The 15,738-nt window shown below is 47.5% G+C and carries 6 protein-coding genes; all 6 read left to right on the top strand.

Annotated elements, in window-relative coordinates; genetic code table 11:
• Positions 1-113 precede the first annotated feature (113 nt).
• The gene (gene ldtD / locus I2494_RS13830) at positions 114-1,883 is read left to right on the top strand and encodes a L,D-transpeptidase (protein WP_228350958.1); all 1,770 of its coding nucleotides are present in this window, start codon (positions 114-116) and stop codon (positions 1,881-1,883) included.
• A 265-nt stretch (positions 1,884-2,148) separates the two neighbouring features.
• Positions 2,149-2,721: a YcbK family protein gene (locus tag I2494_RS13825; protein WP_218467348.1), complete on the top strand. Its 573-nt coding sequence runs from the start codon at positions 2,149-2,151 to the stop codon at positions 2,719-2,721.
• Positions 2,722-2,864: 143 nt separating this feature from the next.
• A complete protein-coding gene (locus I2494_RS13820) occupies positions 2,865-3,503 on the top strand; it encodes an MBL fold metallo-hydrolase (RefSeq protein WP_218467347.1) in 639 nt (212 codons plus the stop codon).
• Positions 3,504-3,744: 241 nt separating this feature from the next.
• Positions 3,745-5,481, top strand: coding sequence for a ShlB/FhaC/HecB family hemolysin secretion/activation protein (locus I2494_RS13815; protein ID WP_218467346.1), 1,737 nt, complete (start codon positions 3,745-3,747; stop codon positions 5,479-5,481).
• A gap of 22 nt (positions 5,482-5,503) precedes the next feature.
• Positions 5,504-15,292, top strand: a complete 9,789-nt coding sequence (locus I2494_RS13810) for a hemagglutinin repeat-containing protein (protein ID WP_218467345.1) — start codon at positions 5,504-5,506, stop codon at positions 15,290-15,292.
• Positions 15,289-15,648, top strand: a complete 360-nt coding sequence (locus I2494_RS13805) for a hypothetical protein (protein WP_218467344.1) — start codon at positions 15,289-15,291, stop codon at positions 15,646-15,648. Before I2494_RS13810 ends, I2494_RS13805 begins: the two co-directional genes overlap by 4 nt.
• Positions 15,649-15,738: the final 90 nt, after the last annotated feature.

Genomic DNA, 15,738 nt, shown 5'->3' with positions numbered 1-15,738 from the left:
ATGTTTGGTAGAAATGTTTTAATTAGAGCGCATGTTTATCAAGCCATTTTAACGTTCAAATGGGGCATAGTGGCGATGGTCAATAATATGTTGGTAAAAGCAGGGGACAAAGGATGTTGTTGGTAAAACGAAAAATTATTAAAAATTTAGCGGTAAAATGTACATTAACGGCGTTGATGGCATTCCCATTAGGCGGATGTGCGGCGGATGAAGACCTGAATAATCAGGCTCCAGCGGCTATTTCTGCCGAAGCACCCGTGACAACAGAAGGTGAGCAAGTAGCAACAGCAGAAACTACCGCTGTTGAATTGCCGGTTCAAGACCCGGCACTGGTTGCCCAAACGCGTGATGCATTACTCGCGGCATTACCTGCTGGGGTAACATTAAAGTTCATGCCTGAGTTAAGTTCTGTCTATACCACTTCAGAAATGAAATCCCTGTGGGAAGACGAGAAAGTTCAGAAGTTGTTTGAACAACAGTTAGCTGAAATGGCGCTGGCAGGTATACAGCCTCAATTTGGTCAGTGGGCAAAATTACTGACTCAACCAGAAATTACTGGTATTGCCAGAGATGCTATATTATCTGATGCTCTCTTGGGCTATATGCATTTTGTTGAAGGTGTTAAAACTAATGGTAATCGTTGGTTATATAACAAAGGCTCTTACAAAATGGCCGCACCTTCAGCTGAAATGATTAGCCAATGGCAACTGGCCGTTAAAGATGGCAATTCTGACAAGTTTATCCAAAGTTTAGCCCCACAGAATACCTCCTATAGCAAAATGCATGATTTATTGAAGCCGTTAGTTGAAGATGTTCAACCATGGCCACAAATGTCGCTTGCTAAACAAAGTTTGCGTCCGGGTAACAGTAATAAAGATGTGCCTGTACTGAGAGATATTCTGGCGCGTAGCGGTCTTATCAAAGGTGATGCCGCGTCTCATGCTACAACAGAAGGCCAAACTTCGGCGCCTAAGAAAAATGTATCGTTGGTATACAGCGGCGAGTTGGTGGATGGCGTAAAACGTTTCCAACAAATGTATGGCATGGAAACTGACGGTGTCATCGGTAATACGACTCGTGAAGCGTTAAATATGGCTCCGCAAACGCGCGCAGCTATTTTAGCACTGAATATTCAGCGTTTACGTTTATTACCACACTCAATGGATCACGGTATTTTCGTCAATATTCCCGATTATTCACTGGCCTATTATGTAAATAGCGAATTGATTCTGGAATCCCGGGTTATTGTTGGTTCTGTAAAACGCAAAACACCATTAATGAGCAGTGCGTTAAACAATGTGGTGGTTAATCCGCCATGGAACGTTCCGGTTAAATTAATTCGTGAAGATTTAGTACCTAAAGCTAAACGTGATGCTGAATATCTGAAGCGCGGTGGTTATACCGTCTATTCCGGTTGGGGCAAAGGCGCTACCGTTGTGGATCCAAGTACCATTGACTGGTCAGCCGGTGGGAATTACCGCCTGCAACAAGCCCCTGGCCGTAGTAATGCGTTAGGCCGCTTTAAGTTTAATATGCCGAATGATGATGCAATTTATTTGCACGATACACCTAACCACCGTTTGTTTGACAAAAATATGAGGGCGTTAAGCTCAGGCTGTATTAGGGTTAATAAAGCATCTGAACTGGCAAATATTTTGTTAAATGAAGTGGGTTGGGATGACAATAAAATTCAAAACACTCTGAAACGTGGCAGCACAACCTATGCCAATATTCGTGAAGAGATCCCTGTGCAGCTCTATTATATGACCTCTTGGGTGTCAAATAGTGGAACGCCTGAATTCCGTACTGATATTTATGGATATGACAGTGCAGCACAAGAAGGGATTAAAGAGTTACCTCAGGTAGAAAAATTATTGCGCTAATGCAGTAATCCTTTCATTTTTGTTGTCATAACATTATCTGTTCACGGGTGCTTACATTTAAGCACCCGTAGAAACAGTCAAAGTCTGGACTGAGAAGCATTAAAAGTTATGCTACATAGAGACTTAATATAGTATTCGTTTGTTTTTCTTCGCACTTTTGCTTACTACGCGGTAGTGAAGCAATATGGCATAAATCAATTCATGTCAGTGGCTATTGAGTAACGAAATTATTTTGTAACCTGTTTTACTGAGTATAAATAGAATTATGGATAAAATTGATCATCACCGTCGTAAATGGCTGGCCATTAGCGGCGCAGCATTAGGTCTGGCACTTATTCCTGATGCGGCATTTGCTGCTTCCAGTACCTCAACGACAAAGAAAAGTAAGAGTGCATTACGTACCCGTACTTTGTTGGTTAAAAATATCAATACCAATGAAACAATTAAGTCTACTTACTTTAATGGTAAGAGTTATGACAAAACAGAGCTCTCTCGCTTAAATCATATTTTCCGCGATCGACGTAACGATCAAATTACCACTATTGATCCACAGCTTTACGATAAGCTTTATTATTTACAAAAGCAGTTTGGTAATAAGGAAATTGAACTTATTTGTGGCTATCGTAGCGTTGATTCCAATAATAGTATGCGTAGTCAGAAACGTGGAGTAGCAAAACACAGCTATCATACATTAGGTCAGGCGGCTGATATCCGTATTGATGGCGTATCGCTGAGAAGCTTAAGAGATGCAGCATTACAGATGAAATCCGGAGGGGTAGGTTATTACCCATCCAGTAATTTTGTACATGTTGATACCGGACCCGTTAGAGACTGGTAATTAAGGTTGTTCCCAGCATGAATTGAATAAGGCGTCTAATCAGACGCCTTATTTTATATAGAGAGCTAAACAAATCAGAAAGAAATGGTAATATGATTTATTGCTTAAAATAACAATCATATTAGCTATGAGGGAGAGCTTCTTTGAAATACAAAATTATTCCAGTCACACCTTTCCAGCAAAATTGCACATTATTGTGGTGTGAAGAAACTAAACTGGCGGTGATTGTTGATCCTGGCGGTGAGCCGGCGATATTAAGTAAGACCATTGAAGAGTTAGGCTTAAAGCTGGTTAAAGTATTATTGACTCATGGTCATTTAGATCACGTAGGTGCTGCCAGCAAGATGGCGCGGCGTTATACGGTGCCAATTGTTGGCCCTCATAAAGACGATGTTTTTTTACTGGAAACCTTATTGGAACAAAGTGCTCGTTTCGGTTTAGAACACTGTACTCCGTTTGTTCCGGATCGTTGGTTAGATGAAGGAGATACCGTCAAGTTTGGCAATGTAGAACTACAAGTTCGCCACACACCAGGCCATACTCCAGGTCACGTTATTTTCTTCTCCGAATCTACCCGATTAGCTTCAGTGGGTGATGTGTTATTTGCTGGCGGCATTGGCAGAACTGATTTCCCACGGGGTGATTATCAGGCACTGATCTCCTCTATTCGCAATAAATTATGGCCGCTGGGCAATGACGTTCAATTTATTCCAGGTCATGGGCCAATGTCCACATTTGGTGAAGAGAGAATGACTAATCCGTTTGTGGCTGACAGAACCTAGTAAATTATTGATAAATTCTCTGGTTACTAATCTTTTTCCAGAGAGTTTATCAAGAGAGTATTGGCTTACCTGCCAGAATATATATACATAATTAAGCGTGTTAAATACTGGCATTTTTGACAGGTATTAAATAAATCTCATTAGCCTTATAATTACTTAGGGTTAATTCTTAATAATTGCTTAAAATAATTATAACCCACTGATAATAAAAATTAATTTATATTTTCACCATGGATGGAATATGACTTTTATATTAAAAAGTGTGTGGGATAATTCTGTAAATTTATATTTATCTACAGTTTTAACTATCATTAAGTTTATAATTTTATTGTTTACGGTATTTAACGTTATTGTCTGTTTGTCATATGCTCATGCAGCCCCATTAAATCCGGCTGACCGAGGTGATATCGAACAGCAGCAGCGCGATATCCTGTTGCAAAACCAACAGCAAAGGGAAGATTTAGAGCGCAATGTCGAATTGCGAACCTCCCCTCAATCTACCTCTCCAGAAATATCGGGTCCGTGCTTTTCCATTAATCACATCAATATAGAGCAGGCAACCCGACTGTCTGAAAAAGATAAAAATCAATTGGTTCAGCCCTATCTTAATCAATGCATGGGTATTTCTCAGATATCTAAACTGGTTGAGGTGGTTTCCGAGTGGTATATCAGCCGTGGCTATATTACCAGCCGGGCTTTTTTAACCGAGCAGGATCTCTCTTCCGGCACCCTGAATATCTGGGTACTGGAAGGCAAACTGGAAACCGTACTGCTGGAAGGTGAATCCACCACCGCTCTTGGTATGGCGTTTCCCGGTCTGGAAGGAAACATCTTTAACCTGCGGGATATTGAGCAGGGAATGGAACAAATTAACCGGGTGCGTACCGTTCCGGTACAGATTGAAATCTTACCGGGAAGCGAGCAGGGGCTTTCGGTGGTTAATCTATCCGCCACCCCGGAATTTCCGCTGAGTTTCACGCTGGGTTTTGATAACAGCGGACAGAAAAGTACCGGTACCGGGCAGATGAACAGTTCAGTTACCGGCAATAACCTGCTGGGGATCGCCGATAAGTGGTTCGTTAATGGTGCCAAAAGCAGTGATTTATCCAACAGCCATGATGCCCAGAGCTTACAGGCCAGCCTCAGCGTACCTTACGGCTACGCCCTGTTTGATTACAGTTACTCCTGGAGTGACTACCTGAACAGTATCGATAACCGCGGCTATTACTGGCGTTCGCGGGGTGATTCCCAGACCCATCGACTGAACAGCAGCTGGACGCTGTACCGTGACGGGGATATTAAAACCGGTCTCTCCTTAGGCATAACCCATCGCATCAGCCGTAACTACCTTAACGATGTATTGCTGCAAAGCAGCAGCCGCAAGCTCTCCAGTGTCACCATTGGCATTAACCACGGTCAAAAATTGTGGGGTGGCTTTGCCACGCTCAATCCGGCTTACAGTCAGGGCGTGCCATGGCTGGGGGCTGAAGATGATGACGGAAAGCCGTCAGGCGCTCCCAAAGAGGAATTTTCTAAATGGAGCCTGTCCGGTAGTTACTACTTTCCGCTAACCGAGCGAGTTACCTGGTTAAGCAGTGTATATGGACAGTGGACCCCTGACCGGTTGTACGGCAGTGAACGCCTGACCATTGGCGGGGAAAGTTCCGTCCGTGGCTTTAAAGAGCAATATCTGGCGGGTGATAGCGGTGGTTACTTGCGTAACGAGCTGAATACTTACCTGTTCACCATGCCGGTGATGGGGCAGGTGAGTCTGGTGACCGCTGTGGATGGCGGTTATCTGCATCACGACAGTCTGGATAAATACGCCTCCGGTACCCTGTGGGGCGCGGCGGTTGGGTTGTCTACGGCTCATCGTCATGTTTCCAGCAGTTTTACAGTGTCAAAGCCACTGAAATATCCGGACTGGCTGGAGCCAGACCGGTACGCCGTCTATTACCGCATTGGACTTATGTTTTAATTAAACACACGGGATAACAACAATGAAAAACAACATGGAAGTGTTACCAGTTTCAACTCGTCGCCGTGTATTGAGCTATCTGATTAGCATGCTGTTGTGTATTCAGCCAATGGCACCGGCACTGGCGGCAGGGATAGATGTCGCCGGCGGCAATACTTCAACGGATAATGCGGCTAATGGTGTGCCGGTGGTGAATATCGCCACGCCAAACGGCTCGGGGGTATCCCATAACCAGTATCAGAACTTTAACGTTGGCAAGGAAGGGCTGATTTTAAACAATGCCACGGAGGCGCTGAATCAGACTCAACTGGGCGGACTGATCCAGAATAACCCCAATCTGAAAAACGGGCAGGAAGCGAATGCCATTATCAATGAAGTGGTGGGAGCCAATCGCTCACAGCTTCAGGGCTATACCGAAGTGGCGGGCAAACAGGCCAATGTGATGGTGGCGAACCCGTACGGCATCACCTGTAGCGGCTGCGGGTTTATCAACACGCCCAACGTGACGTTAACCACCGGTAAACCGGTGCTGGATGCGCAGGGCAATGTGCAGGCACTGGAAGTCAGCAAAGGCACCATTACCATTGAGGGACAGGGGCTGGATGCCAGCAACAGCAGTTCACTGGCGATTATTTCCCGCGCCACCGAAGTGAATGCGGCGGTCTATGCGAAAGATTTAAGCGTTATCAGCGGCAGTAACCGGGTGGGCAGCGACGGCAGCATTACCCCGATTGCCGGGGACGGTACAGCACCTAGGGTGGCGATTGATACTGGTGCATTAGGCGGCATGTACGCTAACCGTATCCATATGGTGTCCAGCGAAAAGGGCGTCGGGGTTAATCTGGGTAATCTGAATGCCCGGCAGGGCGATATCCAGCTGGATGCTAACGGTAAGCTGACGCTGAACCATACCCTGTCTCAGGGCAACCTGACGGTGCAGGCCGATGAGCTGGCGCTACAGGGAAATCATAAGGCGGGGGGTGATATCCGCTTAACCAGCCGTGGTCAGACTGAAATCAGTCAGGGGGCACTGTCATCGGCGGGTAACGTTACGCTCAACAGTCAGGGGCAGATAACGGTTGGCAACGGTACTGTTGCTGCCGGTAATAACGTTAACCTGAGTAGCCAGCAGAGCCTGCAATTGAGCAATGCCAGTGTAGCGGCAGGGGTGGATGCGCAGGGTAGGGTTGGCAGTCAGGGAACTGTCCAGTTGGATGCTCAGCATCAGTTATGGAACAGCAGTCAGATTTCTGCCGGTCAGGTGAAAGCCAAAGGCCATCAGACCCTACAGCAGGATGCTGCTTCCCGTGTAACGGGCCTGACCGACGTCAGCCTTGAAGGCAGGCATCTGGCGCTGGATGGCAACGTCAATGCCGGACAGAATATCGCGTTAAGCGGGAGCCGTTTGCAAACCGGCGCTCAGTCAAAACTTCAGGCTCAGCAGAATCTGAATGTGGCGATGACTGAACGTGTTGACAGTCTGGGCGAGATAAGTTCCGGCAATGCCCTGTCATTATCCACCGGTGAGTGGGTCAATCAGGCGCTGTTTGCCACCAACGGCAACAGCACCATTAATGTTACCTCACTGAACAATCAGGGTAAAATTCAGGCTCAGCAGAATTTAAATATTATCGCTACTGAGTGGGTTGATAGCGTGGGGGAAATAAGCTCCGGCAATACCCTGTCACTCACGACGAGAGGATGGCTCAATCAGGGGCTGTTTGCCACCAACGGTAACAGCACCATCAATGTCACATCCCTTAATAATCAGGGAACAATTCAAGCCCGGCAGAATCTGAATGTAACAGCAACAGAACGCGTTGAGAGTGCCGGGGAAATAAGTGCAGGCAATGATCTGTCACTTTCTGCGGGAGAATGGTTCAATCAGGGGCTGTTTGCTACTAACGGTAACAGTACTATTAATGTTACGTCACTGAACAATCAGGGAAAAATTCAGGCTCAGGGTTCACAGAATATTGTTGCCGGCACGGTGAATAATGGTGGCATCATGCTGTCCGGTGCTCAGACAACGCTGACGGCGGATAACGTCACCCTGTCCGGCAGTCTGGGCTCACAGCAGGCATTGAACCTGACCGCACGTCAGTGGTTGAAAGTCGAGCTGTCAGGTTTGTTACTCAGCGATGGCAGCATAACCCTTGAGTCAGCACGCATTGATTTGGCGGGTTCGGTTAAAGCGCAACAGGATATCCGGGTGAATACCACCACCCTGAATACCCTCGCGGGAAGTCAGCTGTTAAGTGATGGCCATATGGCGGTGATGGCTTCAGCCAGTACTTTAGCCGGGCTGATTTCTGCCGGAGGTACCTTCTCGCTGGATTCACCGTTATTAACGGCGCTGGAGACGGCCCATATTCAGGCGCGGCAGGGTATGACCCTGAATGCCAGTCAGACTGCTTTGCTACAGGGCACGGTAGTTTCCGGCAGCGGACTGACGTTAACCGGCACGGATATCAGTCAACTGGGCATCATGCAGTCTGATACCGGGCTGACACTTAACGGCACCACCATTCATCAACAGGGCACATTGCAGGGGCAAACCGTTACGATTAACGGGCAGACCCTCACTAACAGCGGCACGGTGCTGGCGCTGAATCAACTGGATATTAACACCCGACTCACCGATAACCAGAGCAGCGGCAGGTTGTTCAGCGGCGGTAATCTGACATTAATCAGCGATGTGTTAAACCACGCCGGGCAGATACTGGCATTAACGGATATCTCGGTTCGTCTCAATCAGGATTTCACCCACAGCAGCACCATGGCGGCAGGCAATTCGCTTTCCCTCAGCACCGCAGGCGCACTGATGCAAAACGGTACCTTACAGGGGCAAAGCGTCAGTCTGAGCAGCGGTGGCTTGTTGACCAGTCAGGGAAAAATTGCTGCCGGTACCGGGGTTCTTAAGTTAAGCGGTGCGGACATTGTACTGGGGGACAACAGCAACCTTCAGTCCGGCGGCAATATTGAGATAACCAGCCAGAACTCTATTGTACACAGCGGTTTTACCGGTGCGGGTGGTGATTTACTGTTGAGCGCGGTTAACAATATTACTAACAGTTCTCTGCTGTATGCCGCAGGGGATATGCGACTGTTTGCTGACACCATTAGCAACCTGAAAGGAGACATTCTGGCAGGCAATAGCCTGTGGATGCAAAAGGACGCGGCGGGGAATGCCAACAGTCTGGTGCTGAACAGCTCGGGGACGATTGAAACTTATGACGGTGATATTACGATTAATACCGGGCATTTGCTGAATGAGCAATATGGATTGTCTGTTGTTGAAACTGAGCAGGATTTAACGAAAGAATATTCATGGTTAACGGATATACAGGCGGATATTCCATTAATAGAGCTCAATTTAGACGAATTAGTTGTTTATCATTATAACGACAACGCTAGTTCAAACGGGAATGGCGGGTTTAATGATAAGGATTATTATTATGCTGTTCCACTACAGGGGCATACTGAAAAAGAATTGGCTGTTACCATCTCATCAGTTAAGGTTAATAGTGATGGTAAAGCAGCAAAAATATCATCAGGCCGTGATCTATTTATATCAGCTGGAAAATTAGATAATCGAGCCAGTCATATTTTAGCTTCGCGTGATGCATTTTTATCAGGTGGAAGTTTAAATAATCAGTCTTGGTTTGATGGCTCAGTAACGCAATACCAGACCTATGAGTATCCGTTATCGAGTGTTCCTAATGACTGGGCGTTATTACCTGAAAGCAAAGTGCAGCTTCGACAATATCCAAATGGTAATTATTATTTCTATTTTTTAAAGATGGGATATGACAGTTATTATGAGCAGACGCTGGATAATCGATATATCACTTATATTGCTAACGGTGGACGTCGTTTCGAATATACAGAAGACTCTGGTCTGTATAATTCCACCATCCAAGCCGGCGGCGATCTCTACGCCACCTTCGATAATGACATTAGTAATACCACTACGGTAGCCAATGCGGGTAATATCAGCCATTCGCTGGCAGCACCAACCCTCAGTGGCTTTGGTGATATTTCATTACCCAATGGCCAGAATGGTCTGTTTATCACCAGCCAGAATCCGGACAGCCCTTACCTGATCACCATTAACCCTAAACTGAATGGTTTAGGCGGGGTAGGAGAGATGGGGGGAATGGGGCATCTGGACACCAGTCTGTTTAATGATTTGTACGGCATGTTAGGCATGCGGCCGGGTTCTGCCCCGCATGAAACCGACAGCCGCTTTACCGATAAAAACAGGTTTATTGGCTCCGCCTATTTTCTTGACCGTTTGAATCTGAATCCGGATTATGACTATCGTTTCCTCGGAGACGCCGCGTTTGATACCCGCTATATCAGCGATGCCATGCTGAAGCAGACCGGTAGCCGTTATATCAATGGTATTGGCTCTGACCTGTCACAAATGCAGTATCTGATTGATAACGCAGCACAAGCCTATGGTTCTCTGGGGTTAACGTTTGGTGTGAGTCTGACGGCGGAACAAATTGCCCGGTTAGATAAGAGTATGGTCTGGTGGGAGCCAATGACCATTCAGGGTCAAACCGTTCTGGCACCAAAACTGTATCTGGCTAAAAACGATGTTACTGCGGTTTCTGGCAGTGTGATTAAGGGCGGACATGTTGAGCTGGAAGCCGGTCGCTTAATTAACAGCAACGGCAGTATTCTGGCGGATAACTCCCTGTTTATCGACAGCTGGAGCACCATTGACAATATTAATGCCGGGCAAATAAAAGCAGGTGGTTATGTGTCAATGTTTGCGATGGACGATATTAACAATATCGGTTCCACCATTGGTGGTCAGCAAGTGGCGCTGGAGAGCCTGGATGGTAGCATCATTAATCGCACCGAGACACAGCAGTGGTCGGTTTCAGGTCAAAATGGAAGAAATCAAACCTTAGCTTTCTCACAAACCGATGTGGGTAATATCGCCTCCATTCAGTCTGAAGGTTCATTGAGCCTGTATGCCGGTAAAAATATTGAGCTTACTGCGTCTGAAGTCACCACCGAAAAAGGGCCACTTACGCTGAGTGCCGGGCAGGATATTAATATTCTGGCTGCTCAGCAGAGCCAGTCGACTCAGGTGGGTAAGAATAAAACCGAAGTGCAGGGGGCATTAAGTAGCTCACTGGTGAGCGGTGGTGGTCTGAGTATGGCTGCGGACAGGGACATTAATGCTCAGGCCGCAGAAATTATCGCGGAAGACTCGGTTTTACTGGGTGCCGGCCGTGACGTGAATCTGACTACGGCAGAGAGTCGGGTTTATCAGGAGAGCTACGGTAAACGCGCTAAAAATGTCGATGAGTCTGTGCGCCAGCAGGGAACTGACATTATCAGCGGTGGAAACGTGCAAATTGCCGCGGGTCATGATGCTAACCTGAAAGCGGCGAACGTTCAGGCTGATGGCAATCTCGGCGTGTATGCCGGTAATGACATCAACGTTACCAGCGCCACCGAAAGTGATTACCACTTTGCTGAAAAGACCACGGTTAAGAAAAAGACGCTCTCCAAAAAGACCACCCATACCATTGAGCAGGACTATGCCACTCATGAAAAAGGTTCATTGTTAAGCGGTGATAAAGTCACGCTGTCTGCGGGTCATGACCTGAAGGTTGAAGGCTCCTCTGTTGTTGGTGAAGGTAATGTGGTGCTGGCGGCCGGTAATAACGTGAATGTTGTTGCCGCAACCGAGGAACAATCCACCTATCGCCTGAAGGAAGTGAAAAAGAGCGGGGTAATGAGTAACGGCAGCCTGGGGGTGAGTATTGGTTCCCAGTCGAGCAAGTCAACTTATGATGGCGCAGAAGTGAATCAAAGTGACGCACGTAGCCTGATAGGGACTTCCGGCGGTAATGTCATTATTTCCGCCGGTAATACCGCGACTATCAGCGGCAGCGATATGGTTGCCGGACGTGCTATCGGTGATACCACGCGTGCCACCGGGCATATCGATATTACCGCTCAGGATATCGTGATTAAGCCAGGGCGTGATGTGGTGAATGAGAAAGTCACCCAGTCCTCGAAAAGTAGCGGCGTGGGTATTTCTGTTTCAGACCCGCTGATTAATAGCGTACGTAACTACCGGGATATCATTAACTCAAATGATGGCGGCGTACAAAAAACCAAAAATCTGTTAAATGAAACCGGTGCGACAGTGGCTGATTTATTCAGTCCGACGCAGCTGCCGGTAAGTTACGGGCGTTCTTCCAGCTACAGTGAAACCACGAGCTATGGAGAATACCAGAGCGGCAGTAATTTGAGTGCGGCAGGAAATATTCAGCTTAATGCCACAGGAAATGGTAGCCGCATCGCGGACGGTAAACTGACGAATGGTGATGTGCTGATTAGCGGTAGCCAATTGGGGGCTGGAGAATCCATCATTATTGATGCCAGTCGTGATGTGGTTATCGTACCGTCAACCGACAGCCAGAACAGCACCAGTCAGTCGAAAAGCAGCAGTTGGAGTGTGACGGATGCCATGCCAACCGCAGGTTCTGTCATTCGTGGTGTTGGCGGTGGGCCAAATCATGGTTCCGGCGTATTACCAGTTGGCTATGACAAGTCACAAAGCAAAGGTGATAAACAGGTTACCGCCCAGAATCCATCGGTTCTGACAGGTCAGGATATCTATATCAACAGCAAAGAGGGCAGCATTGATATTGCCGGCAGTGCGCTGACCTCCGTCAATGATTTGATACTGGTGGCTAAGCAGGGGGATATCCGGGTCAGCTCAGGCAGTAATACGGTACGGGAATATGAAAGCGGCAGCAGTACCACCATTGGGGAGCTGGGTGGTGATGGTTACAGCGGTACCGCAGGCTGGCGTAAAGACAGTTACTCAAAGCTTGATCAAAGCACTCAGCAGAGCACGGTTCGCAGCCAGCTAACCTCCGGTAGTGGGAACATCACGCTGCAGGCCGGTCAGGATGTGGTGTTAAACGGTGCTGATGTCAGCGCCGGTAAGTCGATTAATCTGAGTGGCAAAAATGTGCTGATGGATGTCAGTGAGGACAACTCGCTGCATGAGTACAGCTCCAGCTCCACGCAGTATGGTGTCACTGCTTCCACCTCAGGCTATGCCGTTGCGGCCGCTCAGGCCGTAGAGAAGGCGGCCCGCTCAGCGGAAGATGGCAGAGACCCAAGGCTGACGGCAATTTATGGTGCTCAGGCGGCGCTGAATATCGGCTCCCAGACCATTCAGTCGGATATGAATCCGTCGGCGGTGAAGGTGACGGTGAGTGCTTCAGCGGGCAGTTCAAAACAGCAAGAGAAATATGAAAGTCAGCAGCAACAGGGAAGCATGCTACAAGCCGGAGAGACGGTGAGTATTAACGCCACGGAAGATATTCGCGGTAAGGGCGTGGATATTCATGGTAAGAACGTCATTCTTAATGCGGGTCAGGACATCATTCTGACGGCGGCGCAGGACAAAGATAAGCTGGAAAGCAGCAACTCAGGTAATCAGCAGAGTATTGGTATTGGCGCCGGGGTTGGCGGTTCACAGAATGGATTTACCATTGAACTGGGTGCCAGCCAGTACAAGGGCAAAGAGAATGGCAGTTCGCTGGTTAACCACAATAGTCAGGTTCATGCGGATGAGACGTTAAGTATCACCAGCGGTCGGGATACCACCCTTCAGGGGGCGGAAGTCTCTGGTGACCGGGTGATAGCCAATGTGGGACGTGACCTGACGATAAGTAGTTTGCAGGACACTGCCGATTATGACAGCAAGCAAAATTCGGGTGGTTTTAGTGCCAGTATCTGCGTTCCGCCACTTTGTTGGGGAGCTCCGGGTGGTCAGGGAAGTGCTAACTTCAGCGGTGAGAAAATCACCAATGATTATGATGCGGTACGCGATCAGAGCGGTATTTTCGCTGGTTCCGGTGGTTTTGATATCAATGTGGGGAATCATACACAGTTAGACGGGGCGGTGATTGCCTCTGAAGCGGATGCGGATAAAAACCGCCTCAGTACCGGAACACTGGGCTGGACGGATATTGAAAACAAAGCCGAATCAGAAGGTAAGCAATACGGTATCAGCGTATCGGCAGGAACCCGCTACGATGGCGACAGTGACAGCTATCAGGGCTATGCGCCGGCAATGCCAACCACTCCGATAGGTAAAGTGTCGGATAAGGACAGCAGCACCACTCACAGTGCGATTGCCGTCGGGGATATTGTTATTCGTGATAAGGATAATCAGCAGCAGGATATTGCTGACCTGAGCCGAGATACGGATAACGCTCACCATGCGTTAGATAATAACTTCGATAAGGATAAGATTAAGGACAAGCTGGATATCCAGAAAGAGGCGGTGGCTCTGGGTACTCAGGCGATGGATGCCTATAAACAAAGCAAGCTGAACGAGGCTAAAAAGCAGGTTCGGTCTGAGATGGCGGCTAACGGTGAGCTGAATGGTTTATCTGAGGCGCAAATCAATGACAGGATCATTAAGTCTGAGGCGTATCAGAATGTCGATAAAGAGTATGGTGTCGGCAGTGAGTTCTGGACTCACAGTTCGGCAGCAACCGGGTTACTGGCAGGGATATTGGGCGGTAATGTTACCGGAGGGCTTGCTGCGGGTTCAGCGCCTTATATGGCGGCATTGGTTAAAGATGCGACCAACGGTGAGGGTAATGAAGGTGCGCGTGAAGCGGCACGGGTTGCATTACACGCTATTGTTTCCGGTGCATTAGCTTCCGCTCAGGGTGCAAACCCTGGCGCGGCAGCTGCAGGTGGATTGGTTGCTGCGGCGAGTTCTGATACTTTAGCGATGGCGTTCTACGGCAAGAAAGCCTCAGAGCTGGTGGGCGATGAGAAGATGCTTATCAGTAATCTGGTGGTAATGCTGGGCTCGGCGGCTGGTGGTGCGGCAGGCGGGGATGGGTTGTCGATTGCCAGTGGGGGGAATGCGGCGCGGGTTGAGGTTGAGAATAACTCGCTGAAGAATAAAGAGCCGCAAGAGTTCGCGAATAAATTGGCTGCCTGTGGAAGTGATGGAGATTGTCGTGCCGGTGTTATTAAGGAGATAGTCGCTACTTCAAATAAGAATATTGATGAATTTAGTGATTGCCTGAAAGCCGGTGATAAATCTTGTGTTAATAAGACCCTTGATGAGGTAGGTGGCGCAACTGGATATGATGCACTTGCTGCCCAGATTGGCGCCGATGCTGCAAATACTTATAAGGAAGGGCTGGGTATCGAAACCTATAACTATGCGATAGATTGCATGGGAATGGGCTGGGAGGCTTGTTCGAACCAGAAAGGTTGGCAGTTGATACAATCAGGTTCAACAGTATTGATATTAGCTGGCGGTCAGACAATTGGTGGAGTTCTAGCTCAGAAGATTGTTGAAAGCAAGTCTGTGAAAGGTGTGTCTGAAGCTGTTCCTGCAGGTACTAGCCTCATCGGGAAAGGAGATCCTTTATCTAAAGCAACCACTTGGATAAAGCCGCAAGAGGGTTATTTCGATGTGGTTGTTCATGGTACAACTAAGGGTTTTTTGGTACTTCGTGATGGGAAATGGATTAACTTGGATCAGAGATCCCTTGCTACATTCATTAAGAAGAATGGTTATACTGGCGAGTCAATTCGCTTAATTTCATGTAATACGGGAGCTTGTTCTACAGGGGCGGCTCAGAATTTATCGAATAAGTTAGGTGTAACTGTTGTAGCTCCTAGTAACACTGTTTGGATTCATCCTAATGGAGCGATGACTATTGGAAATACCGCTACATCAAATACAGGTACTTGGAATACTTTTACTCCTCATTCAGGTGGAAAATGAAAAAACTGAAGAAGGTGGGCTTTTTTAAAGAACTATCTCATGGTGATGATAACGGTGAGTCTTTAATTGCATTGGTTAATCGAGGTATATTAGCCGATTCCCTCAAGGTGGCTGGCTATCTTAATAATGGACATTTTTTGATGATTGCTCCAACTGTGGTTACCGATGTGTTATCTGATGAGCAAAAATTTATAGGAACACTAACTATACAAACTGATGGGGTATGGGCTTGGCCAAGTGATCTTGCATACTATGTGAGTAATTATGGAGTGTTATTACCTCCAGATTTTATTCAGTATATGTCTGATAATAAATGGGTTATCAGTAGTGTTGATGTAAGTAATTTAACATTATAGTGAATAACTTTAGATAGCTCCTCAACATTTGAAATGCACCCCAAAAGTTGGACACCCAACTGAGTAAGGTGCAGTTCAAGTTGGCGGGGA

It is taken from the genome of Limnobaculum allomyrinae, from assembly GCF_016649425.1.
Taxonomy (GTDB): Bacteria; Pseudomonadota; Gammaproteobacteria; order Enterobacterales; family Enterobacteriaceae; genus Limnobaculum; species Limnobaculum allomyrinae.
This window is presented reverse-complemented; position numbering and strand designations above follow the sequence as displayed.